Here is a 22,912-nt window from a genome sequence, read left to right as displayed (position 1 = left end):
TGTTCAACCTTTTTTTATTCGAAGAAACCCGCCTATGCCGTCCGGTTTTGGTGCTTCAAACCCGCTCTCGCAGGTGGGTGTCCGCAGAGGTGTATTTGAGGTCCCCTTTCGAGGGCATGTCAGCCACACTTCAATATAGGTCTCCCTAGAAACAGTCATTGGTTTAAAACAACTTAAAACCGTTACGAGCATCGCAGATTTCTTCTGTTTTCTTATTATAGATCCAACCTCGCTGATTATCAACTGGCAGGATTAGTCTTTATTCTTGTCATTCTCATTTTTTTTATGCAAACTGATGACCGGAGAATTGGTTTCTAGAAGCTCATCTTCGTCCTTTTCAGCCGCTTCTGCAAGTCTCTGCAGTTCCTTCTCTTCCATTTCCTGTTGTTTCGTTTGAATCTTCGTAAAGCTTCTGTTAAACTGCCAGAACGAGAAAGTTGCAACAATGGCTCCCATGAAGAACACGACTAAGAAGAAATTGAACTTCGTTAAACAAATATAAACAATAACACCATTACAAATAAGTAGAACAATGGAGTTGATTGGATTACCAATTGTAATCAAAATTGAATTTTTGACAATTTGAAAAATTTTCATGTGCAAGTGTACGATAATTGAGAAAAAATTAAACAAAGCAATGATCATGATAACCGTGAAGGCAATAAACAGAACGGCTAGTACCTTCAAAGAGCTACCTTGCTTCAAGTAAAAGAAATAGTTCACAGCAATAATCACGAAGATTAAAACAAAGAATATACCGCCTAACATGCTTTGCAAGTAGTTTTCTTTGTATCCGCGGAAAAATGTTTTTAACAAAGGAACATCTTCTTCTCCGGTTACCCATTTCCTAGCTACTGCGAACATAGCCGTTGTCGCGGGAAATAAAGTAAACGGTGCCAAAACCGCAAGAATCGGCAGCGTTGCTTTCAGCGCGTCCGGCGTTTGACTTACCAACCCCATAAAGAGGAAAAAGAATACCGGAATAGAGCAAAGCATCCAAAGCAAATTAATAACGGAAAGCCGCATAATCCACTCCGATATTCTGTACAGTCCTCCCATAACTCCCTTAAACTCCAAAACTGCTTCCTCCTTAGCGTTTCCATCCGGAAACTTTCTACGTTGTTTGTTTGCTCTGACATGGCGATAAGCCTGTCTTATTTGTATATAACCTTAATTATAGCCTATTTTTCATCATATAGGTAGACGTCTAGTCGTTATAGGTACTTTTACATAATATAATATTGTCTAGTCGCACCACCCCCATATCTTTATTCAGGAGGTTGATACTATGTCTCATCCAGTTGGAACATCCGCAGGTGCAATTTTGGTGCTATTTATCTTGTTAGTTATCATCACTAGTTCTTTCGTACTCTAATCTATATAAACAGTGGGAAAAGGCGGAGATCCTAATGATCTCCGCCTTTTTATTATATATTCTATTTGCTTACAATTGTATCTTCACTTTTGCGCGGCGCTCTGGAACGATCACGGTTTCCGGAGTTATTGCTTCCGTACTCACGAGTTCTCGAAGATGAGCTGCTTCCGCCTTCTCTGTTTGAACCATAATCTCTGCTATCCTTACGCGGGTAACGTGAGCCACCGTTGGAGGAATTACCTGATCCTGAACCTGATCCGCCGTATCCACCGCCACCTTGACGACGATCACTTGAACCTGATCCTGAACCGTATCCACCGCCAACACGTCTACCTGAGCTGCGAACGTCGAATTTTTTCTTTCTTGCACGAATCGGATCTTCTGGTGTTAATTCAATATTCAAATCTTTCTTATCACCTGTAAGAAGCTTCATCGCTGCTGCAAGCAAGTTTACGGAATCGTATTGCTCAAGCAATTGAATAGCTAGGCCTTTAAATTCGGAATGCTCTTCTTTTTGAAGCATATCCAAAATACGCTCAGCTGTCATTTTTTGTTTACCTTCAACAGCTTCTGCTACGCTTGGTAAAGGTTTTTTGTTGATTTTATGACGCGTAACCTTCTCGATAAAGTGAAGGTGATCGATTTCTCTTGGCGTAACGAAAGTCCAAGCTGTACCTTCTTTACCTGCACGGCCAGTACGGCCGATACGGTGAACGTAGCTTTCTGGATCTTGCGGAAGGTCAAAGTTAATAACGTGTGTAACACCAGATACATCTAGTCCACGTGCAGCAACGTCAGTTGCAACAAGTACATCGATACTGCCGTCACGGAATTTTCTCATTACGTTATCACGTTGATTTTGGGACAAGTCACCGTGAAGACCCTCAGCAGCATATCCTCTTTTTTGAAGCGCTTCTGCCAACTCATCTACCCGACGCTTTGTGCGACCGAAGATAATAGCTAGATCCGGTGCTTCCATGTCGATCAAACGGCTTAGAGCTTCAAACTTTTGTTTCTCATGCAATTCAATGTAAGCTTGCTCGATCAAAGGAGCACTAACTTGTTTCGGGATGACCGAAACGTGTTCTGGATTCGTTAGGAATTGTTGAGCCAATTTCTGAATGTTCGTCGGCATAGTTGCAGAGAACAACATCGTGTGACGCTCAGCTGGAACTAGTTTAAGAATGGATTGGATATCATCCATGAAGCCCATGTCAAGCATTTCATCCGCTTCATCCAAAATAACCGTTTTAACATCATCAAGCTTGATTGTTTTACGGTTAATATGGTCAAGTAGACGACCCGGCGTACCGATAATGATTTGCGGCTTCTTCTTCAAAGCGCGAATTTGTTTCACGATATCCTGTCCACCGTAAATTGGCAAAGAACGAATGCCTTTGAAACGGCCGAGTTTTTCAATCTCTTCCGCAACCTGAATGGCAAGTTCCCGTGTTGGACACATAATTAACGCTGAAATACGTTCTTCTTTTACATCGATCTTGTTAACCAAAGGAATACCGAACGCTGCTGTTTTACCTGTTCCTGTCTGTGCTTGCCCGATCAAATCACGGCCATCCATGGCCAATGGTATTGTTTTCTCTTGAATTGGTGTGGACTCTTCAAAGCCCATTTCCGTAATCGCACGTAGTACCGATGCGTCTAAACCAAACTCCTGAAATGTTTTCAAATAAATTCAATCTCCTTTTGTACAGGGCAGGCTAATGCCTTGTATCTTTTTTACCCTTAAGTACGACTTCCTATCCGTCTCTATAGTTTCTTGGTGGAATACACTTTCGATTCGTCATCTTCCATGATCCAACTGGCCGCCCTTAAGAACATCTAAAATATTATAGCACAAGTGATACATACATTGCCAGTGGCTTCTTTTAACGAATCGAACGAAACCGATTGAATAAGTAACTCGTATTAATGGGGAGAACAATAAAACGGAATCGTACAGAGGAGAGTTTCTTATGTCCATTTTCAAACGTGTCAGCAACATTCTTCGCAGTCAAAAGCAAGTACCCACAACCGCATCGACCGGCAATCCGCTTGAAGATTCACGCGTTGGTGATATTGTTAATGTAGACTTAGAGGAATATGTGATCTCCGGTAAAGTCACTTATTTTGACCGCGGCTTTGCGCCACATCGCTATGCTTATTATCTACAAAGCGGCAAAAATATTCAGTGTTTGATTGTGGAAAAAGGCAGAACCTATGACTGCTTCTTATGCAGCTTTATTGAAGGAGCATTAGATGATCCAAATGATGTACCTACACGATTGGAGTTAGATGGAGATGCTACTTTCGAATTAGAGTTCCATCGTAACGATGTCTCGCGAACAGATGGCAACACGGATTTCCGCAGTGGAGATGATATCATCTTCTGGCGTTACTTCGGACCGAATCAGCGCTTCTTTTTCCTTCAATGGCAGGATGGTAAATTCATTGCCCTAGAGGGTGAACGCACACCTGGCAACCAAATTAAATTTTTGAAATCGACGCCTTAGACGAACCTATGTTATCATTGAAACAGGCTTCGGATGTACCCTGAAAGGAGGACTACTAGAAAATGAAGAGATGGACTTCATGGCTTTCTTTCTTATTAATTATCGCTCTTCTAACCGCATGTGGCGCTGATGCCGGACGTTATATCAAAGACGAATATCCGTTAGTTAGCGTTGATGGCAAGGGAAGCAATATGTCCAAGGTTTACTCGGTTGAAGGCAAGAACGTGCCAACTGTCGCGAGTGAACTAGCTGCCAAAGAAACCCCCAAAGAGAAGAGTAAGGAATCTGAGGATCAAATGTTCCTTGTTTATAAGGACAAGGTTATCAATATCCAGAAGGATCCAGCCGATAATAACAATACATTAGTTCAACTAGATAGTATCGAGTATGCCAAGAGCCATTATGATTCCTCGTTCTTACAAGGCTACTTGACAGCCACCTTGCTTCAATCCTTATTTGGTGGAGGCTGGTATAGCAAAAAAGGTTCCTATGATTATCGCGGCTACACGAAAACACCGACTTACAAAGCCGGAACAGGAACAACGACTAAACCCGCTGCAGGTTCCTCCAAGGAGACGAAGCCAACTACGTCTGATCGAACGGGCGGATTTACGAGTGGCGCAGCAAATCCGAGCTCCGGAAGTTCTTCCACTGCTCGTAAGAATGATGGTTCCACACCAAATAAAGTAACAAAGCCAACAACAAGCAAGCCAAGCACGACCAAAAAAACGGGCTCCTTCAAGCGCCGATAATACCTTTCCTAAAGCTGTTGTCCTATCTTGGACACAGTTTTTTTATTCGCGTTTTTTATTTGCCCAATGGTTAAATAATGATTGCAGTTTAATAAGAATGAATTATACTTGCAATATGCTGCATACTATTTTAGAGGTGATTTGTTTTGAAAAAGGCGCTAGATGTTCTAATCATTCTAGTTGGCGCACTGCTTGTCGCAGTCGGCTTCAATATGTTTCTCATTCCCCATCAGCTGCTTAGCGGCGGAGTTTCCGGAATTGCAATGATTATTGGTTATTTTACAGATTACAATATCGGATTTCTTTACTTATTGTTTAACATGCCATTAATGATTTGGGGACTCGTTTCGATTGGTAAACGTTTCATCATGATTAGTGTTGTATCTGTTGTCTTAACAACTTGGATGATGCAAATTATTCCCACGAACTTCGTTGCCCAAGATCCCATGTTAGGTGCTGTTTTTGGCGGCGTTCTTATCGGTATCGGCAGCGGTATCACGCTTCGCATCGGCGGCTCCAGCGGCGGATTTGACATTGTCGGCCTGATCTTAACCCGGAAATACGACTTCCCTCTTGGAACTATCCTTTCTTCGATGAACGGCATCGTTATCGTCGCACTAGGCTATTTTAAAGATAATTGGGACCTCGCGTTATTTTCAATGTTAGCTATTTTCATTAGCGGGAAAACTGTAGACATGATACATATCCGCCATATTAAAGTAACCGCGTTCATTGTAACCAAACAAAAGGACGCCATCATTAATAAACTGCTTATGATCCCCCGCGGTGTCACCTTAATTAAAACGGAGGGTGCATATACGAAACAGCAGCATGATATGCTTATGACGGTTACGACGCGCTATGAGCTCGTAGAATTAAAGCGAATTATTAAAGAGATTGACCCGAAAGCGTTCGTGAATATTGTGGAAACAGTTGGTGTTGTAGGGGAATTTCGAAAGCCCAAATGAGAAATCAGCCATTTGCCCCTTTATTCCAGTTTGAATTGTGTTATAATGAATGTAATTTCATATAGTTCTGGTTTTCATCGATGGTAGGTTCAGGCGTAGTTCTTATTCTAATCTTCTGATTGGAAGGGTGATGCTTGTGGAGACAGTCAAATTATCCAGGATTGTAATGAAATTAACGCCCGAGTTGTATCCCTCTTTAACCAGCTATGAGTTGGAATCCGAGATCGTCCTACGGTTCGGTATAGAGGCACTCGCAGCGGAAGATGTCATGGAAATTATTCAATTCAGCATTTCGGAACATCATAAAGACACCCTGTACCATTGAGGGTGTCTTTTTTTGCATCACATCCGTGACAATTTTATTAAAATTGTAATAAATAGGCTATATGGGTTATGATAAGTCCATGATATACTAAAGATAACTTAAATTTTACTGGAGGTGTCTGGAATGGGAGCTTTATCTCCTTGGCACATCATTCTAATTGCGATCGTTGCCCTGCTTTTGTTTGGGCCTAATAAACTACCTGAGCTTGGTCGAGGTTTTGGCAAAATGTTCCGTGAGTTCAAAGATGCAACAAATGGGAACGGCAACAACTCATCTACCGATGATCAACCCGCTATCGCACGGAAAGAAGTTAACCCTGAAGTATCGAAAAGTGACTCAGGACAAGTTAATAAGTAAGTCTAAACACCCGGAGGCCCAAGCTTCTGGGTGTTTTTGATTTTCCACCATACCAATGGCTTACTCCACATGCGTCAAAATGTTCATACAAGGTTCAACAAAAGCCTACAAATTTCCTCTGTGCGTAGTTTCCCACTTGCCTTATAATGAAAGCTAGAAACAAGGATTGGAGTGGACTTATTCATCATGGAAATATTACTCGCTTCACTTGCCCTCATTTGGGGTAATGTTACAGCCGCAAACCCCGAGGCAAGCTTTGAACAGCTTGTACAGGCTTCGCTCGATGCGAAGAACGCTGTAGCAATCGTTCAACCTGTAACACCTGCTACGCCTACGGAAGAGACGGATCCACTCGCACCTGTCAACAAGATAGATCCACAGAAGGATGCCCCTGTTGTGAAAGGGATCTACGCAACTGCTCATAGTGCAGGTGGCTCACGACTTAATACGCTTGTAAAGCTGCTTGATGATACCGATTTGAACGCGATGGTTATTGATGTGAAAGATGACTGGGGCTACATCACTTGGGAAACCGGGAATGCCGAGCTTGATGCGATGGAAACCACTCAGAAAATCATTGGCAATATGCCCGGCCTGATGACAACGCTGCAAGAGCATAACATTTATCCAATTGCACGTATTGTCGTCTTCAAAGACACCATTCTTGCCAAGAAGAAACCGGAATTATCTTTCATCAATCCAGATGGCACCGTGTGGGGGAACGGTAAGAACCCACCAGATAGCTTCGTCAATCCATATAGCAAAGAAGTTTGGGACTACAATATTGCCGTTGCCAAGGAAGCTGTCAAAGCAGGCTTTAAAGAAATTCAATTTGATTATGTCCGTTTCCCTGAAGGCTTCGAGAAAAGAGCAGATATTCTCAAATATACCAAAGATGAGCGTTCACGGATTGATGCGGTCTCTTCATTCGTGAAATATGCCAGAGAACAATTATCACCTCTGGGCGTGCGCGTTTCTGTGGATATATTCGGCTATGCGGCTTCTGTCCCTGCTGCCGAAGGGATTGGTCAAGATTTCGAGAAAATCTCACAGAATGTCGATGTTATTGCTCCGATGATTTATCCAAGCCATTACAGCACAGGCTGGTTTGGTTCCAAGGTGCCTGATGCTGCACCGTACGCTACAATCAATGGAGCTTCCAAGGATACGAATAAGAAGTTGGAAGCCATTGATAAGAAGGGCTGGAAGCCGGTTATTCGTCCTTGGATACAGGATTTCACAGCATCTTGGGTGCCTGGATATATTAAATACGGCAAGCATGAATTAGATGAGCAAATTCGCGCTCTGAAAGACAACGGCGTGAACGAGTATCTATTATGGAATGCCAACAATAACTATACGGCCAATGTAAACTATTAACATTACCCTGAGAGCGAATTACGCTCTCGGGGTATTTTCATGTAGGGCCCGAGTTTACATTCGGTTTCCTTTTCATTTATCATTGTAGGTATTCATTTCGATAATCAAAAGGATGTGATGACATGTTAAATATTGTCGCTATGACGGGCATGGATTTAACTTCGATGCATGAGCAAATGCCCCATGACTTAAAGGAACGCTGTCATTTCCATTGGTTTACCTCCTCGAAAGAAGCGGCTGAGCTGATACCGAGTGCCGATGTTCTACTTACCGCAGGTCGCTTGCACCCTGATCTTCTCTCACGGGCAACGAATCTGAAATGGGTACAAACGATATCAGCAGGCGTTGATAAGCTGCCTTTAGATGAGCTTTCACAGCGCCAAGTCATCGTAACGAATGCCCGTGGTGTTCACACCATTCAAATGAGTGAATTCGCCCTAAGTCTCATGCTGCAATGGGTGCGTAAAGCAAACCTGCTTCATGGTAACCAGCTACAACATGTCTGGGACAATCAAATCCGTTTTGGAGAGCTCCACGGCAAGACGGTTGGCATAATCGGAGCTGGTGCAATCGGCGAAGCCGTCGCGCGTAAAGCAAAGGCATTTGATATGACAGTAATTGGACTGAATCGATCAGGGACGCCGCAAGCCGCTTTCGACGAAACCGTTCATGGGGAGGATGGCCTCCAGCATCTGCTGTCACATAGCGATTTCATCATCGTCCTGCTTCCGAGCACGATGAAAACTCGAGGATTCTTACGTAGGGAGCATTTAGCGCATATGAAGCCGAGTGCTTTTTTCATTAATTTAGCTCGCGGTGATGTCCTCGATGAAGAAGGATTGATTCAAGTCTTGCAGGAAGGTAAGCTTGCTGGTGCAGCCCTGGACGTTTTCGCCCAAGAGCCACTACCCTCATCGTCTCCACTTTGGGGCATGAGCAATGTCATTCTTACTCCGCATATCGCAGGGTCTTCCGAACATTATACAGATCGCATATCCACCATCTTCTATCACAATTTACGCGTGATGCTGGACGGCGGCGAGATGATCAATGTTGTGGACTTAGCGGAAGGTTATTAAACCTCACAAAAAAGCACCTTATCCTACTACAATACTTAGGATAAGGTGCTTTTTTAAACACTAATTGCTTCCACCCCTCGCATATACGGTCTTAGCGCAGGAGGTATATAAATCGAACCATCCGCCTGTTGATGATTTTCGAGTAATGGAATAAGGATCCGTGGCGATGCAACAGCCGTATTGTTCAAGGTGTAGCAATAGCGCAACACACCCTCTTTATCCCGATAGCGCAAATTGCTCCGTCTTGCTTGAAAGTCCAGTAAGCTCGACGACGAATGCGTTTCGCCGTATGCTCCGCGGCTAGGCATCCATGTTTCTATATCGAATTGTTTGTAGTTTTTGGCTCCCATGTCCCCCGAACACACCGCTACAACGCGATAGGGCAGCTCTAGGTGTGCAAGTAAATCTTCGGCATTTTGTGTGATCTGCATGAGCATGCGATCTGCTTCATCCGCATTATTCTCGCAAAGGATCACTTGCTCAACTTTCGCGAATTGATGGACGCGATATAAGCCTCTAACATCCCGCCCCGCCGAACCCGCTTCCTTGCGGAAGCAATTCGACACTGCCGCTAGCTGAATGGGACCCTCCGATAGATCAACGATCTCCCCAGCGTAGTACGAAATCAAGGGCCCTTCCGAAGTTCCAACTAACCAAGTGTTATCATCAGGAAGCTCGTAGGTCTGATCTTTGCCAGCTGGAAAGAATGCCGCATTCAGCAGTGTTTCCTCCCTCACCATGAGCGGCACATCCATCACGGTAAACCCACGATCTGTTAGGAGGTCGATTGCAAGCTGTTGAACAGCTCTGTGCAGATAAAGCCCCATCCCCTTGAGATAATAGTTCCGGCTGCCAGCAACCTTGACACCCCGAGCAACATCGATCATATCTAATGCTTCCCCAAGCTGCAGGTGATCTCGCATCTCGAAGTCAAAAGTTGTCTTTTCACCTACAACTCTCAGCTCAACATTCTCTGCATCACTCTTACCGCGAAAGGCGTGTCGGGCGAAAGTAAATTTGGTATTTCCCGAATTAACGTATCAAATCGTAGTTCGTATTCTGTTAATTCTGCTTCTAGAACAGCTAGTCTCTGATTCCAACCTCGCACTTTCTCCTTCAAGCTTTCAGCTTCCGCAGCCATCTGTTGCTTCATCAGCAGTGCAATCTGCTCCGAAGCACGATTGCGATCTGCACGGAGCTCATCAACGTGCCCCTGGAGCTCTCTCTTCTTCTCATCGACTACGAGCAATTCATCTACGTGGCATTTTACCCCTTTTTGAACTGTTGCTGCTTTCACTTGCTCTTGGTTGCCTCGAATCCATTTGATATCCAGCATTTCCCGTCACCGCTTCCTCTTCGAATGTGTGAAAAAGACAAAGAACGCCCTCTGTCCGATTGGGACGAGGAGCGTTCTGCTCGCGGTGCCACCCAACTTGATGATGACATGATCTGTCATTCATCCGCTTGGTTCACCGATAACGGGCGGTGCCGGTTTATTTAAGGAAGACCTTTCCATGCCTTCCGATCGTCATCAGTGTCTCCGAGTTGGATGCTCTTCATAGACATGATGTCGATGTATATATTGTTGGCAATTATAGCCGAAATCACAATGAAGATCAAGACACATTCACGAAAATAGGCTTATTGCGACAAACGACTTGCCAATTCGTAAAGCTCCATGTTAAAGGTACGTTTCGTGTTCACAACTAGATCGATATCCGTTGCCACGAGTTCACCTTTGATGATACCGCAAGCTTTGGAAGAATCGCCTTCCATAAGTTTACGAACAGCGAAATCACCTAGACGGCTTGCCAAAATACGGTCATTGTGCGTAGGTGCACCACCGCGTTGAATATGACCAAGAACTGTAACACGAGGCTCTATACCGTTCGTTTCCGTGATCTTCTTGGCAATACCTTCGCCAGTTCCTGCACCTTCTGCCACTAGGATAATACTGTGACGCTTGCCATGGTTGAAGTTCTCCTTCATCCGATTAGCCACCTCAGTGACATCCACATCTACTTCTGGAACAATAATCGTTTCAGCACCGCTAGCTAGTCCAGCATACAGGGCGATTTCACCACAATGACGACCCATAACCTCGACAACAGATGAACGCTCATGTGATGTCATCGTATCACGCAGTTTGTTAATCGCATCCACTACGATGCTAACCGCTGTATCAAATCCAATGGTAAAGTCAGTGAACGGGATGTCATTGTCAATCGTGCCTGGCAGACCCATCGTTTTGATACCCAACTTACTAAGCTTGTTCGCCCCTTGATAGGAACCATCCCCACCAATGACAACAAGGCCGTCAATTCCACGTCTGCGCAAGTTATCAGCGCCGATTTGTTGTCCTTCAGGCGTCATAAATTCTTTACAACGAGCCGTTTGAAGAATCGTTCCTCCGCGTTGAATGATGTCACCTACACTACGCAAGTCCATTTTACGGATATCATCGTTGATGAGACCTTGATATCCACGTTGAACAGCATACACTTCAAGCCCATGGAATAATGCACTTCGAACAACTGCTCGAACGGCTGCATTCATGCCCTGAGAATCTCCTCCACTAGTTAAAACGGCAATTGACTTTACTGCTGACATTTTAATTTCCTCCTTCATAATTCTTGTGAATGACATTCATGATGTCGTACGGATATACATGCTATTTATCCAGAAAAAGAGCCTGGTTAACGGACTATTTTTCATCAGACGCTTTGAAATTTTCTTCACCTGGTGTTGACTGTTGACCTTGGGGTCAGATAAATAGAGAGCAAGCAAACCTTCGATTATCATACGATGAAATCGCGGATGTTCCAAGAACAAAATTTTACTTCGCGCCTCTTGGACAATGAAAGCAATACGCTCTACCGTTGTATCCATTGAATCATAGTAGGTACAGAAGTTCAGGTCTCCGCCTTCAATATCTTCTTCCTGATCAATTAAATAATCAAGCAAGATATGGAGTCCACAAACATAAGGGAAATAAGCTTCCCGAATGGAATCCACCTGCTTGTCCGTCAGAACTGGATCACACGCAGCCAAGAACAACATAAACATGCCTAAAGTTGAACCCGTCGCGGCAGCAAACTCATTCCAATCAATCTGTCGATACTTATGATGATGGTTATCCCACCATTGATGCAGCTGAGGCTCGCGCAGATCCTTACGAATATGCTTGTACACCTGCAAATCACAGTATAAACCAACGAATTCTTTTACCTGATCAGCCACTTTCAAATACGATGGCATCTGGCTAATCGAAGTCTGACATTGCCCAACAAGATCTGTTAAATAGCCGCCATCTTCTTTCTCATTTCTGTACGCATAGTAATCATGCTGTGGCGTCACAGGATCAACGGCATCTAGCATCGACTGATGCAATTGCCGAAAATCCAAAGGATCTAGCGACGTACTGCGATCACATAAATTATCTAAATAGTCGCTTATGGATTGGAAAGCAACGATAAGTGGGATGAGCACATGACGCATCGATAAATGAGCAGCTGCATATACAGCTCCTCCTTGACAATGGAATTGCTTCGTAGCAATGCTTGCTAACGCTTGAATACGAAGCTCTTCATCGGGAATATTCGCTGCTTTACTCTTCCAGCGGGTCAGTTGTTCATTGACATCTGGCAAAATATAGCGATACACACTGATCATCAACCGAATGGGTCCTTGCGGAACCTTTGCATGGCTCCTAATCCTTATCCTACTTCTGTCCAATTGCTTCAAGTAAACTTCCTCCACAACTTTGTTCATAGCAGAATTGAAGTAATAATTGCATTTCAGATCGCTGTATGTGACGTAACCAACTATCAACTGTGGGGTTCTGTACAAGCGAAACCTGTATTTCAATTACATCAATAAATACGTATGGATTCCAAACGGGCGATGTTACAAGTACTTCAAGCTTATGACGAAGGGCTTCATTTTCCAATTCCATGAAGTCCTTAACCGATAAATTATCTCTTACACTTTGGATCAAATTAGAAAAAATAGGATGATGGCCAACATCGTTAAACCAATATTTCGCATTACTATAGTCGCCTTCCATTCGATGCATGAGAGCATGCCAGTAGCTTCCCGTTGCATTCGTAATTTCTTGCGAAATATCGTGCGATTTATCTAGACTTTCATTGAGGAGAAAGAGACCTGCTTTAATGGCTAGACCATAGGGCAGCTGCTCAGGGCTTCCTTCGGTAATCCATGTAGCAGAAAGTGCTTCAATGCGTGTATCCATTGCGGCATCCCACTCTTCAATCGGATAAAGCGCAGGGAGATGCTCCAGAAGTGGTTTTGCAATCGTTTCAACCCAGTTATTCCCATCCTTATTGCTATGCATGCAGTCATTCTCCCTTCATTGACAACCATTAATGGTGGGTTTTTGATTCTAAATCCTGATTAGTACGGAACCAGAGATGAAGATCATTTATGATTGAAGCCAAGTCAGCAATATCAGAGTTCAAACGGCAGGAGGTTACAAAATCGTCTTCCTTATCGAGCTTATTTTGCTTTTCAATGATTTGTGCTTCCAGTTTCATAATGCGATCCGGGATAACGCCTCGTATTTGCTCCCACTGTAATAACAGATTTATGCGAACAGAAGCCTCATACATGTCCCATTCCAATTCCAAAACGGGGATCTCGATACCTAGCCTCTCATCATACTGAAAATAACTATTCATTTCCTATATACCTCCTTGCAGGCAAAACAATCTGTCATGTTCAAGAAACATTCTACCTTTAAATGTATCACTTCAAACCTTGGGTTTCCAGTTAAAATTGTATGTCATCCTGATTTCATTTTCTGATATACTTAAGAAATGTTTTGCAAAACGCGAAGGAGTGCGATTTGGATGAAAGCTAAGACATTAAAAGAAAACATCACATGGAAACAGCTCATCTCCTTTTTCCTCCCCCTCGGACTTTCTGCAACGCTTGTAACCCTCTCACATGTTATTATTAATAGCACTTTGGCTAGAGCTGATAATCCCGAGCTCGTCATTGCCAGCTATGCCATCCCCCTAAGTCTTCTAGGACTGACTGAAAGACCCGTTGTATTGCTACGACAAGCCTGCTCTGCACTCGTCAGGGATCGGGTTTCGTTCCGTGCCATGGGCGTTGTGAGCTCTTATGTATTTGCCTGTATTATTCTGCTTGGCCTTATACTTTGCTACACACCGGTTGGCGAATGGGTGTTTCTTTATTTTTTCGGCGTAGAGCGCGAAATGCTAGCTGCAACACTAAGTGTATATCGCATTCTCATGTACGTTAGCATCTTCTCTGGCCTGCGTTGTTTATTTCATGGGATTATCATATTCAATCTGCGGACCAAATGGTTAACCATTGGTATGTGTATCCGGATTATCGCGATGTACCTCTTATCTTTATATTTCATTACAACGGATAATGTCTCTAGCGGAAAAGTAGGTGCCATTATCTTCCTTGTCGGGATGATCATCGAAGCCACAGTTGCCATTTGGGAAGGTACAAGCTTGCTAAAGCGAGTCATTCCAGAGAAAGCGCCCAATCATCCGATTGAGACAAAGCAGCAAATTTTCAGCTTTTATAAACCGCTATTATATTCGTCTGTTATTGCTGTAATTATCGGACCGTCCATTAATGCGATATTAGGCAAAACAACACATATCCATCTAGCCATCGCATCCTTTGCGATTGCTGGATCCTTAACGCAGCTAGTGATGAGTTTTTTCTCGTACATACATCAAATTGTCCTTAACTTTTATCGCAAAGATGCTGTGCGTGTTAAAAAATTCATTCTCCTGCTTAGCTTCATTCCAGGAGCACTCATTGCCATACTGGCCTATACACCGATTGGACCCTGGTTTATGACACACGTAATGGGTGTAAATGCCGAATTGAGACAAGCCAGTTTGAGTGCCATGCGTATTTTCATGATTATGACGATTGTATTCCCATGGCTTGATTATATGAATGGCATTATTATGCTGCGCGGCCAAACAAAAATCATGGTTTTCTCCCAATCTGCGAATGCTACTATTACGATATTAACTTTATTCGTTGCCATTGCAACTGTTCCAGGCTGGAATGGGATGATTGGCGCGCTTGCACAATCGGTGGGCATGCTGGCAGAGCTGCTTGTCGTCATTTACGTGCTCAACCGAACAGCCGATGTTCAGCAACCTAGCCAACCTCAAGAAAATATGTAATGAAATGGTGATGATTACGCTTGTCCAAATCAAATCCGGTTGATACGAACGATCGATTGCTTAAAATGTTTACTCTTTCCTTTTTTATGACGATGGGGATTGTTGTTACCTTTTTCCCACTTTATTTCGATTATAAAGGATACTCCAAAATCCAAATCGGCTTGCTATATGCCATTGGGCCGTTGATCGGTATTGCAACCAACCTGCTGTGGGGTTTCCTAAGCGATCGCTATCAAACAGTAAAGAAGATCATGATCATTCTGATCCTTGGTCAGCTTGTAACAGCCATCTTGGTTTTCACGGCAGGCTGGTTCTCCCTGCTCTACGTCTGCTTGGCGGCGTTTTTCTTCTTCCAGCAGCCTGTTAACTCCTTGAATGACAGCCAAGTCATGCTGCATATTCGATCCAGCGGAAAAAGCTACGCATCCTTCCGTGTTTATGGCTCTATCGGCTTTGCTTTAGCTGCTGGCGGCTTCGGCTTGTTATTACGAGCATATGGTACAGGGCTAACACCTGTCCTGCTTTTTATCACGATAGGCTGTACGTTAATCATTCTCCTGCTGCTGAAAGATACGCGTCAAGGCGGCAAGAAGATGGCCTTCGGTGGCATGGTCAATATTATCCGCTCTAAGAAATTCATCTGGTTTCTTATACTCGTGATTATCATGTCAGTTTCACATCGGTTCAATGACGGTTTCTTAGCTCTCTATATGCGTCAGCTAGGCGCTTCAGATTCATTGATTGGTTATGCTTGGATGACATCGGCTTTAAGCGAGATTCCCGTATTTTTCTATTTAAGTAAGCATGGCCATCGCTTTAAAGAGCTGCCGTTACTTGCCTTTGCCGGTGTTATCTATGCATTCCGCTTCATCATGATGAGCTTTATCCAAGATCCAACTTGGGTGATTGGTATTCAGCTACTGCACAGTCTAACTTTCGGTGTATTCTTATTTACAGCGAATCGCTATTTAAGCCAGATTATTCCGGATGAGTATCGTTCCTCAGGTCAAGCGATATTTGCGGTAGCTTGGTCTAGTATTGCTGGGTTGATTAGTGGTACGGCAGGCGGCTGGATTTATAATGAAGCTGGCGGCAGTACCGTCTATCTCATTGCCGCGTGCTTATCGACAACGTCAGCCATCGGATTTCTATGCACTTATCTTTTTCAGAAGAATGAGGACGCCCTTCCTAGTCGATGATACATGGGAAGGTCTTCCCACTTGAGCAGATTAGTTGTCGCGGCAGTTGTACTCCTAGCCCATCTCCCCTATAATACGGATATAGTCTTAGTACCAAGTAATGAGAAAACCTCTATCGAGGCAATTCAATGATGAGCGACCGCGTTCAGAGGATGGTTTTATCGCCAAATAGAAAAGACGTTTTCGGGAACCGAAAACGTCTTTCTATTGTGGTAAAGAACACAGAATAATATGAGCAGCAAAGGTAGGTACCCATTTACTATGAATTATGAAGATTTCAAAGCGATCGTCCTTGAACGACGCAGCATTCGTAACTTTACCGAACAAGCAGTCGCAATTGAAGATATTCGTGAAATAATTGACTGTGCTCGCTATGCTCCGAGTGATACGAATTCACAAACGTGGAAATTTATCGCCATTCGAAATACAGATAAGATCAAGCATATTGAGCAATTGACATGGGATCAGCTGCACCTGCGTGCCGCTGCTGCAGAGGAGAAGGGGTTATCCAGAGAAGCACGCATGCTCGTGAGATCCTTCGGCCCTTATGCGACGGCTTTCTCGGATGCGCCCGTACTCATCATTTGCTTAGCGACACCGTATGAATCCAAGTTTCGTGATCGCATTTTCGACCCGATTCAATTAGTCGATGATCATGTATGGGCGGAAGAAGGCATCAAGAGCTCATGTCTTGCTTCACAGAACCTGATGCTTGCCGCACATGCAAGAGGTCTAGCGACGTGCCCTATGACGGGCCCTGTGCTGCTTGCACAGGATCAAATCCGGGCTTACCTTGAAATTCCAGCTGAATATCAAATTAACATGGTGATCTCCCTTGGCTATCCGAAGGATCGACCTGGTAAAATGGCACGCAAAGAAGTGGATGAGATTCTTCAGATCATCGACTAAAAAGTAAGGAGCTAGGTGGTGTGTTGCGCTTAGCTCCTTTATTTGTTGCAAGTAAATACGCCATGTGTAACGCGTAAATGGTCAAAAATGCGAAAGAACACTTATTTTCAGCGAAATCGGCTAAACATACATAAATTAGTGCGAAAGTGCATCCTTTAGGACCGGCGATGTGCCAAAATGGGGAGTCCCGTCAAAAATAGTTGCACTTTCGCATCAATTCCAGATTGAGAGGTTACTTCGATAAAAAAGGATGCACTTTCTGCATTTTTCAAACCTCAGCGTGTATTCACACCATCAAGAGAAAAAATTGCAAAAAAGAGGGCCTTAGCCAAACACATGGCTTGTAGGAGTCCTCTTTTATGTTTTACCTAGAATTAATTGTCGGATAAAGCTTCTGTTGGCCCTCGTTTCACTTTACTTGGCCAGAACACGGCATCCCCAAGCAGCATGGTAATCGATGGTACGAGGAACGGCCTTACAATGAACGTATCTAAGATCACACCTACGGCACAGATGACACCGAACTGCACAAGCACTTGAATAGGCAGTGAGGCAAGAACAGCAAAGGTGCCTGCTAAAATTAATCCTGCTGAGGTGATAACGCTGCTCGTTGAACTTACGCCCAATCGAATGGCATCCTTCAGTTTCAACCGATCCCTTGCCTGCCAAATGCTAGAAATCATGAAAATATTATAATCCTCTCCTAACGCAACGAGGAAGACGAATGCATACAGCGGAATTAAGCCTTGAATCGCCGCAGTATCCATGAAGTAGTGCAATATGAGCCAACCTGCCCCTAACGCAGAGTAATACGAGAGCAACACTGTTGCAATCAGATAGACGGTTGCCACAATAGAACGGAGATATACAAGTAAGAGTATCGCTATCACGGTGATAACAACGGGAATGACAATCTTGGTATCGCGCTCAACGATGGTTTTGGTATCATATTGCGTGGCGGTTTCACCACCAACCCACACCTGCGGTGCAGCTATACCCGCCTCTACCAGCTTCTGCTCTGAGGTGCTCCGAATTTCAGGAATCTGATTGATTACCTCTAAATCGTAGGGATCTTGCTTAAAAATCAATTCAAATGCCTTATAATTAGCATCTTTCTTGCTATCTTCTGGTTTACTCACTGATTCTACAAAAGATAACTTGGCAAGCGCGCCTTGGACATCTACGTTCTTACCTTCCGTATTGACAACCACCTTAACAGGAGCCAGTGAGCCCGGTGAAACATGCTCGGATAACAAGGTAAAGCCTTCTCGTGACGGCATTGTGGAAGGGAACGATTCCAAGATGTTATACGTAAACTTGATCTGTGGAGCAAATGCAGCAAGCGTGATAAGAACGATTAAAGAGATGATAAGCACACTTTTTGGTTTTTCAGTTACCACACGTCCAAGAGCAGCATTCATGGCCCCAACAGGCTTTTGATCACGAATGCGTTTCCCTTTGCGCGCCTCTTTCTCCGCTCGCATCTCTGCCGTCAAAGGAATGAACGGGAAGAATGATACGCGTCCAATGATGGCAAGCAGTGCTGGAACAAGCGTCAAGCTGGCAATTGCCATAATGAAGATCGCTACACTAAACGGAATTGCAAACCGATGATTCGAGCCATAGTGGGCGAATAACAAGCCCAGTAAGGAAACAATAACCGTGAGTCCACTCATCCCGATCGCACCGGTTGAGCCACCGAATGACACGCGAAGTGCTTTATATTTGTCTCTATCAACCAATAGGGCTTGACGGAAACGGGCAACGAAGAAGAGACAATAATCCGTTCCTGCACCGAACAGCAGTACTGTCATAATCGAAATCGACTGTGCGTCTACTGTGATCCAACCATGTTTGGCCAGGAAGCCAAGAATAGGCGAAATGATCCCATAAGCAAATCCAACGCCTACAAGTGGAATTAGAGCCAGAATTGGCGAGCGATACAGTAAAATGAGAAGAAGTAGTACGATAAGCACTGTTGCCAACAAAAGTGTAAAGTCCGCTCCTTTGAACAGGGCTGTTGCATCTGTTTGAATGCCCACAGGCCCCGTAATTCGCGCATGCAGACCATCATCTTCTACTTTAGCCTCAAAAGGGTCACTACCCATTGTATGAACCGTTACCTCTTCCAGCTTCTTCATGTCTTCCTGAAGGACTTCCGTTTCTGTACCTTCGTTGAATGAAATTGGCATTACTAGAAGTTGACCGTCTTTGGATACCATGCCTTTAAGCGCTGGCACTGGCATTTGATGCAGCGGAGGCAATCCCTTCTGTGCGGCTAACGGCGTATCAGTTAGCTGCTTGGCGACCTTTTGAATAGCTGCTAAATCTAGATCCGTCAATCCTGTCCCGCGATACCAAACGACGAGTGCAGGAACGCCTTCATTGCTTGGAAACTGCTCCTTCATCAACGCTGCTGCTTCAAGCGACCAAACATCGGTTGGCAGCTGCTGTGCAGCATTATTTTCTTGTGAATTGACGTTAGGTAGAAAGACAGATAAAATGCCTGTAAGTAAAATCCAAATGGCCAATGTCACCCATTTGCTGCGGCGACCTGCAACAATGCTGCCAATTTTACTGAAAAACGGATTTTCATGCATAACGTAGCCTCTCTCCCAAAAAATGAAATCGTGATATAATTATCCTTGCAATGGAATTAATTATATATACTACATAGTTAATTAATCAAGTTTTATTTCGATTATTCTCATTTAGATTCGTCTCAGGAGTGACACTTATGAAAAAAAAATCAAAACCACTTGGCAGACCCCGGGTCTCACAGGGTGAAATGCCACTTAATCAGAAAATTTTAACGACTGCCATTCCCTTATTCTTAACTCGCGGCTTCGAGTCTGTCTCCATGGACGATATCGCCAAAGAATGCCAAGTAACGAAGGCATCGGTCTATTATTATTTCCCATCCAAATCCGACCTGCTTACAGCCTCCATGGTTCAATTGATGGATAACGTAAGACAAGTAACCATCAAGCGATTAAGCGAGCCCGCGCCGCTTCGTCAAAGGTTGCTCGGTATTACAGAAGGACATCTGAAAGCGATCGATTTCGACCTTCATTCCTTCATGCGAAAGATGGAAGCCACGCTTTCCGAGGAGCAAATGAAGGCCATGCGTAAATCCGAGCAGGGCATCTTGGATGTATTGGAAAATGAATTCTGCAAATCGATTGACTCCGGTGAAATCGGTCCCGTTGATCCTCGTGTGATCGCCCGTGCCTACACCTCACTCCTCATGATGGGCCATGCGCGAGACGGAAACGGGGATAAGATGTTTCCTAATGAGGGTGCAGCCGCAACTCAAATTATCGACATTTTGTGGCACGGCTTATACCCGCCGAAATGAATACAACAAAAAAGACAGCCCCGGTTAACCCGAGAACTGTCTTTATTGCTTGTGCTATGACACTATTTATAAGTAGGGAGTCCCGTTTTCTTATAATTTGGTGACGTTAGCTGCTTGAGGACCACGGTTACCTTGAGTAATATCAAACTCAACGGATTGGCCTTCTTCTAATGTTTTGAATCCTTCGCCCTGAATTGCGGAGAAGTGAACGAATACATCGTCGCCTCCATCAACAGAAATAAAACCGTACCCTTTTTCTGCATTAAACCATTTCACTGTACCCTTCAAATGAACAACCTCCTAAAAATATCGCCATCTATGACGAATAAGGAAATTATACCATTTGCGAGGTCAAAAATCAACGGAAATTACGAGGCGGACATGCTGAAATTTGTTGATGTACCAAGGTTTTCCACTATGCAGAGAGCTACTTTTTTATGCTTAAAAATTGGTGAGAATTTGGTAAAAAAGGTAGACTAGCTTCTCTCTTTTGAACCGTAAATCCGTCCTTCTCCAATTCGCTGGTTAGTTCAGTGAGACGTGAATATTCTACAGTGCGGAAACTCATCAGCGGGTACAATCGCACCTCGCCGCCAAGCTTGCAAACACGAAGCAATTCTCTGATCGCAGCCAAGTGAAACGCATAGTCGAACTGTTCTTCATACAGAAAAAGAAAATGACTGCACATCACGAGGTCAAAGCACTCCGATTCGAACGGAAGCGAAGGTAAAGAAGCTGTATGATACCTCGCTGCTCCCTCTGCGCTAGAGAAATCTTCGATAAACCTCTGAAGCGCATGAATGCGCCCTGCCTTATGCTTCTCTACGGAACCATAAAACGTCCAGTCGTAGACATCCGTTAATTTCGCCATCTTCGCTGCAACAAGCTCAATCTCTTGCAGACCGTGTTCCTCGATTGCACTTGGTGACTTCTCATACAAAGGATCAACCGCTTCTACATCAATACCAAGCTGCCGTGCTTCAGTCGTAAACGAAGATGCACCACCGGCAACATCCAAAACTCGCTGTCCAATCAAATTCGTAGTCTGCAACATAAACATTTTCTCGTACTCGACATACGATCTCGAGGTCATTGCAACCCCTACTTGCTCATAAACACGCTTCTTTTCCATTCTCATCTCTCCTCAACTCAGCTCGCAACCCCTTCCCTCTGGAAAGGATTAGGAGAATTCTATCACGAGCGCTTCACCGGTGCAACAAGAAAATAACGAAAAAAGATCAGCTTGTTTGGAAAAAATCGCATTTTATGATACGATTGTTTTCATCTATAAGCTTATTACAGAAACGAGGAAAAGACATGTCGCACCAACCTTTTAAAAGACATACGATTTATAAAAAAGATAAATGGAACATGCTCAATGTTGAGGTTCAAGGTACCAAAATCGTCCTAACCGAAATATCTGATCAATGGGGCGAAGAATGCCACACATTTATTGGACGACCTGCTATGCTTCACTGGGCTAGTGAGCGATTTGCCAAAGATAAGTTCGATGGCACGGAAGAAGAATTACAAGCCATTATGGATGCTTTTAGAAACGTATAAAATTAGGACTATTTTGAAACGCATCGCATATAATAACGTATAATCTCATAGTAACACTCCAAAGGGGAGTAGCTGATACAGTAAAGTCGTCAATTCGGATCCTCATCAGATCCCGGCTTTATTGGCAACGACAACGTTGTTAGCAAGACCTTTGCCATGTATATTGGTGAAGGTCTTTTTTGATGAATTAGAGCCTTCACCGGTCATCGGTGCTGGGCTCTTTTTACATTCAAAAAACCTTGAAGGAGTGTGTTCGCGTATGGATTGGTTATCAACGGGCTTTTTCGTCTCTCTGCTTAGCATTATTCTGATTGATTTGGTGCTTGCTGGTGATAACGCCATCGTCATTGGGATGGCTGCACGCAACTTAAAAAAAGAAACACAGAAGAAAGTTATTCTCTGGGGCACGGTTGGTGCGATTATTATACGTGCACTGGCCACGCTCATAGTTGTTACGTTGCTCAAAATTCCTGGACTGCTGCTTATCGGCGGTATCTTACTGTTATGGATTTCGTATAAGCTACTGAGCGAGAAGAAAAATCATGAGAATATGCAAGTGAAGGACAGCATGTGGGCCGCAATTCGAACCATCATTATCGCTGATGCGGTCATGGGTTTAGATAATGTCATCGCAGTCGCTGGCGCGGCACATGGGAATTTCCTGCTCGTGATCATCGGTCTGTTAGTCAGTGTTCCTATTGTAGTCTGGGGTAGCACATTATTCATTAAGTGGATCGAGAAGTATCCTTCGATTATTTATATCGGTGCAGGTGTACTTGCACTTACCGCAGGTAAAATGATTACGGGTGAAAAGTTCCTTGCCCCCTTCTTCGAATCCAATCTTCTAGGGAAATGGTTATTCATTGGACTACTCATCGTCCTTGTGCTTGGTGCAGGCAAATGGTCGAAAATGATTGGCTATCAGGTTAGTGTC

21 protein-coding genes, 1 other RNA gene and 2 pseudogenes are annotated in these 22,912 nt (G+C 44.0%); 13 read left to right on the top strand and 11 right to left on the bottom strand.

Annotation, left to right across the window (positions count from 1 at the left end; all coding sequences use genetic code 11):
• Nucleotides 1-21: 21 nt before the first annotated feature.
• The 3 genes from ssrS to cshA form a co-directional block, all read right to left on the bottom strand.
• Nucleotides 22-203, bottom strand: a non-coding RNA gene (gene ssrS, locus AC58PQ_RS06995) — 6S RNA.
• Nucleotides 204-252: 49 nt separating this feature from the next.
• Nucleotides 253-1,077 carry a YesL family protein gene (locus tag AC58PQ_RS06990; protein ID WP_497241226.1) on the bottom strand — a complete coding sequence of 275 codons (825 nt, stop codon included), beginning with the start codon at nucleotides 1,075-1,077 and terminating at the stop codon, nucleotides 253-255.
• 359 nt (nucleotides 1,078-1,436) lie between these two features.
• The gene (gene cshA / locus AC58PQ_RS06985) at nucleotides 1,437-3,062 is read right to left on the bottom strand and encodes a degradosome RNA helicase CshA (RefSeq protein ID WP_497241225.1); all 1,626 of its coding nucleotides are present in this window, start codon (nucleotides 3,060-3,062) and stop codon (nucleotides 1,437-1,439) included.
• Between the two features lie 286 nt (nucleotides 3,063-3,348).
• On the opposite strand from cshA, the gene AC58PQ_RS06980 reads away from it, so the two are divergent.
• The 7 genes from AC58PQ_RS06980 (at nucleotide 3,349) to AC58PQ_RS06950 (ending at nucleotide 8,746) form a co-directional block, all read left to right on the top strand.
• Nucleotides 3,349-3,885: a DUF4178 domain-containing protein gene (locus AC58PQ_RS06980; RefSeq protein WP_497241224.1), complete on the top strand. Its 537-nt coding sequence runs from the start codon at nucleotides 3,349-3,351 to the stop codon at nucleotides 3,883-3,885.
• A 62-nt stretch (nucleotides 3,886-3,947) separates the two neighbouring features.
• Nucleotides 3,948-4,637 (top strand): DUF4247 domain-containing protein, encoded by a 690-nt coding sequence (locus AC58PQ_RS06975; protein WP_497241223.1) that lies wholly within the window; start codon nucleotides 3,948-3,950, stop codon nucleotides 4,635-4,637.
• 146 nt (nucleotides 4,638-4,783) lie between these two features.
• Nucleotides 4,784-5,605 (top strand): YitT family protein, encoded by an 822-nt coding sequence (locus AC58PQ_RS06970; protein WP_477592168.1) that lies wholly within the window; start codon nucleotides 4,784-4,786, stop codon nucleotides 5,603-5,605.
• Nucleotides 5,606-5,735: 130 nt separating this feature from the next.
• The gene (locus AC58PQ_RS06965) at nucleotides 5,736-5,930 is read left to right on the top strand and encodes a hypothetical protein (protein WP_028556555.1); all 195 of its coding nucleotides are present in this window, start codon (nucleotides 5,736-5,738) and stop codon (nucleotides 5,928-5,930) included.
• 123 nt (nucleotides 5,931-6,053) lie between these two features.
• Nucleotides 6,054-6,287 carry a Sec-independent protein translocase subunit TatA/TatB gene (locus tag AC58PQ_RS06960; RefSeq protein ID WP_497241222.1) on the top strand — a complete coding sequence of 78 codons (234 nt, stop codon included), beginning with the start codon at nucleotides 6,054-6,056 and terminating at the stop codon, nucleotides 6,285-6,287.
• A gap of 186 nt (nucleotides 6,288-6,473) precedes the next feature.
• Nucleotides 6,474-7,667, top strand: coding sequence for a putative glycoside hydrolase (locus AC58PQ_RS06955; protein WP_497241221.1), 1,194 nt, complete (start codon nucleotides 6,474-6,476; stop codon nucleotides 7,665-7,667).
• Between the two features lie 122 nt (nucleotides 7,668-7,789).
• Nucleotides 7,790-8,746 (top strand): D-2-hydroxyacid dehydrogenase, encoded by a 957-nt coding sequence (locus AC58PQ_RS06950; RefSeq protein ID WP_497241220.1) that lies wholly within the window; start codon nucleotides 7,790-7,792, stop codon nucleotides 8,744-8,746.
• A gap of 53 nt (nucleotides 8,747-8,799) precedes the next feature.
• Here AC58PQ_RS06950 and serS read toward each other — a convergent pair.
• The 5 genes and pseudogenes from serS to AC58PQ_RS06925 form a co-directional block, all read right to left on the bottom strand.
• Nucleotides 8,800-10,082: pseudogene (serS, locus tag AC58PQ_RS06945) on the bottom strand (serine--tRNA ligase).
• 305 nt (nucleotides 10,083-10,387) lie between these two features.
• Entirely contained in the window at nucleotides 10,388-11,356 is a 969-nt protein-coding gene (gene pfkA / locus AC58PQ_RS06940) for a 6-phosphofructokinase (protein WP_497241219.1), read from the bottom strand.
• A gap of 36 nt (nucleotides 11,357-11,392) precedes the next feature.
• Nucleotides 11,393-12,418, bottom strand: coding sequence for a tetraprenyl-beta-curcumene synthase family protein (locus AC58PQ_RS06935; RefSeq protein ID WP_497241304.1), 1,026 nt, complete (start codon nucleotides 12,416-12,418; stop codon nucleotides 11,393-11,395).
• Nucleotides 12,419-12,467: 49 nt separating this feature from the next.
• Nucleotides 12,468-13,100, bottom strand: coding sequence for a hypothetical protein (locus AC58PQ_RS06930; RefSeq protein WP_497241218.1), 633 nt, complete (start codon nucleotides 13,098-13,100; stop codon nucleotides 12,468-12,470).
• A gap of 28 nt (nucleotides 13,101-13,128) precedes the next feature.
• Complete coding sequence (locus tag AC58PQ_RS06925; RefSeq protein ID WP_497241217.1) at nucleotides 13,129-13,443, bottom strand: hypothetical protein; 315 nt, start codon at nucleotides 13,441-13,443, stop codon at nucleotides 13,129-13,131.
• A 171-nt stretch (nucleotides 13,444-13,614) separates the two neighbouring features.
• Here AC58PQ_RS06925 and AC58PQ_RS06920 point away from each other — a divergent pair, with 171 nt between their 5' ends.
• From AC58PQ_RS06920 to AC58PQ_RS06910, 3 genes are all read left to right on the top strand, one after another.
• Entirely contained in the window at nucleotides 13,615-14,949 is a 1,335-nt protein-coding gene (locus tag AC58PQ_RS06920) for a multi antimicrobial extrusion protein MatE (RefSeq protein ID WP_497241216.1), read from the top strand.
• 20 nt (nucleotides 14,950-14,969) lie between these two features.
• Nucleotides 14,970-16,148: an MFS transporter gene (locus AC58PQ_RS06915; RefSeq protein WP_497241215.1), complete on the top strand. Its 1,179-nt coding sequence runs from the start codon at nucleotides 14,970-14,972 to the stop codon at nucleotides 16,146-16,148.
• A gap of 261 nt (nucleotides 16,149-16,409) precedes the next feature.
• A complete protein-coding gene (locus AC58PQ_RS06910; protein ID WP_497241214.1) occupies nucleotides 16,410-17,057 on the top strand; it encodes a nitroreductase family protein in 648 nt (215 codons plus the stop codon).
• Between the two features lie 374 nt (nucleotides 17,058-17,431).
• On the opposite strand, the gene AC58PQ_RS06905 is transcribed toward AC58PQ_RS06910, so the two are convergent.
• Nucleotides 17,432-19,657, bottom strand: coding sequence for an MMPL family transporter (locus AC58PQ_RS06905; protein ID WP_497241213.1), 2,226 nt, complete (start codon nucleotides 19,655-19,657; stop codon nucleotides 17,432-17,434).
• Between the two features lie 137 nt (nucleotides 19,658-19,794).
• Here AC58PQ_RS06905 and AC58PQ_RS06900 point away from each other — a divergent pair, with 137 nt between their 5' ends.
• Nucleotides 19,795-20,415 carry a TetR/AcrR family transcriptional regulator gene (locus AC58PQ_RS06900; protein ID WP_497241212.1) on the top strand — a complete coding sequence of 207 codons (621 nt, stop codon included), beginning with the start codon at nucleotides 19,795-19,797 and terminating at the stop codon, nucleotides 20,413-20,415.
• A 90-nt stretch (nucleotides 20,416-20,505) separates the two neighbouring features.
• On the opposite strand, the gene AC58PQ_RS06895 is transcribed toward AC58PQ_RS06900, so the two are convergent.
• Together AC58PQ_RS06895 and AC58PQ_RS06890 are read right to left on the bottom strand one after the other, a co-directional pair.
• A complete protein-coding gene (locus AC58PQ_RS06895) occupies nucleotides 20,506-20,703 on the bottom strand; it encodes a cold shock domain-containing protein (RefSeq protein ID WP_028556542.1) in 198 nt (65 codons plus the stop codon).
• A 139-nt stretch (nucleotides 20,704-20,842) separates the two neighbouring features.
• Nucleotides 20,843-21,547: a class I SAM-dependent methyltransferase gene (locus tag AC58PQ_RS06890; protein ID WP_497241211.1), complete on the bottom strand. Its 705-nt coding sequence runs from the start codon at nucleotides 21,545-21,547 to the stop codon at nucleotides 20,843-20,845.
• A 185-nt stretch (nucleotides 21,548-21,732) separates the two neighbouring features.
• Between AC58PQ_RS06890 and AC58PQ_RS06885 the strand changes: the two genes are divergently transcribed.
• On the top strand, nucleotides 21,733-21,978 hold the full coding sequence (locus AC58PQ_RS06885) for a hypothetical protein (protein ID WP_497241210.1): 246 nt from the start codon (nucleotides 21,733-21,735) through the stop codon (nucleotides 21,976-21,978).
• A 259-nt stretch (nucleotides 21,979-22,237) separates the two neighbouring features.
• Nucleotides 22,238-22,879: pseudogene (locus AC58PQ_RS06880) on the top strand (TerC family protein); the annotation flags it as partial.
• Nucleotides 22,880-22,912: the final 33 nt, after the last annotated feature.

This window comes from Paenibacillus sp. J22P143 (assembly GCF_059692035.1).
Note: the sequence above shows the minus strand (reverse complement) of the source record. Positions and strands in the feature narration are given on the sequence as shown.

What these genes read in the sequence shown, in the direction of transcription:
- AC58PQ_RS06980 (WP_497241224.1), top strand. Translation starts at nt 3,349, where the DNA reads ATGTCCATTTTCAAACGTGTCAGCAACATTCTTCGCAGTCAAAAGCAA.
- AC58PQ_RS06975 (WP_497241223.1), top strand. Translation starts at nt 3,948, where the DNA reads ATGAAGAGATGGACTTCATGGCTTTCTTTCTTATTAATTATCGCTCTT.
- AC58PQ_RS06965 (WP_028556555.1), top strand. Translation starts at nt 5,736, where the DNA reads ATGCTTGTGGAGACAGTCAAATTATCCAGGATTGTAATGAAATTAACG.
- AC58PQ_RS06960 (WP_497241222.1), top strand. Translation starts at nt 6,054, where the DNA reads ATGGGAGCTTTATCTCCTTGGCACATCATTCTAATTGCGATCGTTGCC.
- AC58PQ_RS06955 (WP_497241221.1), top strand. Translation starts at nt 6,474, where the DNA reads ATGGAAATATTACTCGCTTCACTTGCCCTCATTTGGGGTAATGTTACA.
- AC58PQ_RS06950 (WP_497241220.1), top strand. Translation starts at nt 7,790, where the DNA reads ATGTTAAATATTGTCGCTATGACGGGCATGGATTTAACTTCGATGCAT.
- pfkA (WP_497241219.1), bottom strand. Translation starts at nt 11,356, where the DNA reads ATGTCAGCAGTAAAGTCAATTGCCGTTTTAACTAGTGGAGGAGATTCT.
- AC58PQ_RS06935 (WP_497241304.1), bottom strand. Translation starts at nt 12,418, where the DNA reads ATGATCAGTGTGTATCGCTATATTTTGCCAGATGTCAATGAACAACTG.
- AC58PQ_RS06930 (WP_497241218.1), bottom strand. Translation starts at nt 13,100, where the DNA reads ATGCATAGCAATAAGGATGGGAATAACTGGGTTGAAACGATTGCAAAA.
- AC58PQ_RS06925 (WP_497241217.1), bottom strand. Translation starts at nt 13,443, where the DNA reads ATGAATAGTTATTTTCAGTATGATGAGAGGCTAGGTATCGAGATCCCC.
- AC58PQ_RS06920 (WP_497241216.1), top strand. Translation starts at nt 13,615, where the DNA reads ATGAAAGCTAAGACATTAAAAGAAAACATCACATGGAAACAGCTCATC.
- AC58PQ_RS06910 (WP_497241214.1), top strand. Translation starts at nt 16,410, where the DNA reads ATGAATTATGAAGATTTCAAAGCGATCGTCCTTGAACGACGCAGCATT.
- AC58PQ_RS06905 (WP_497241213.1), bottom strand. Translation starts at nt 19,657, where the DNA reads ATGCATGAAAATCCGTTTTTCAGTAAAATTGGCAGCATTGTTGCAGGT.
- AC58PQ_RS06900 (WP_497241212.1), top strand. Translation starts at nt 19,795, where the DNA reads ATGAAAAAAAAATCAAAACCACTTGGCAGACCCCGGGTCTCACAGGGT.
- AC58PQ_RS06890 (WP_497241211.1), bottom strand. Translation starts at nt 21,547, where the DNA reads ATGGAAAAGAAGCGTGTTTATGAGCAAGTAGGGGTTGCAATGACCTCG.
- AC58PQ_RS06885 (WP_497241210.1), top strand. Translation starts at nt 21,733, where the DNA reads ATGTCGCACCAACCTTTTAAAAGACATACGATTTATAAAAAAGATAAA.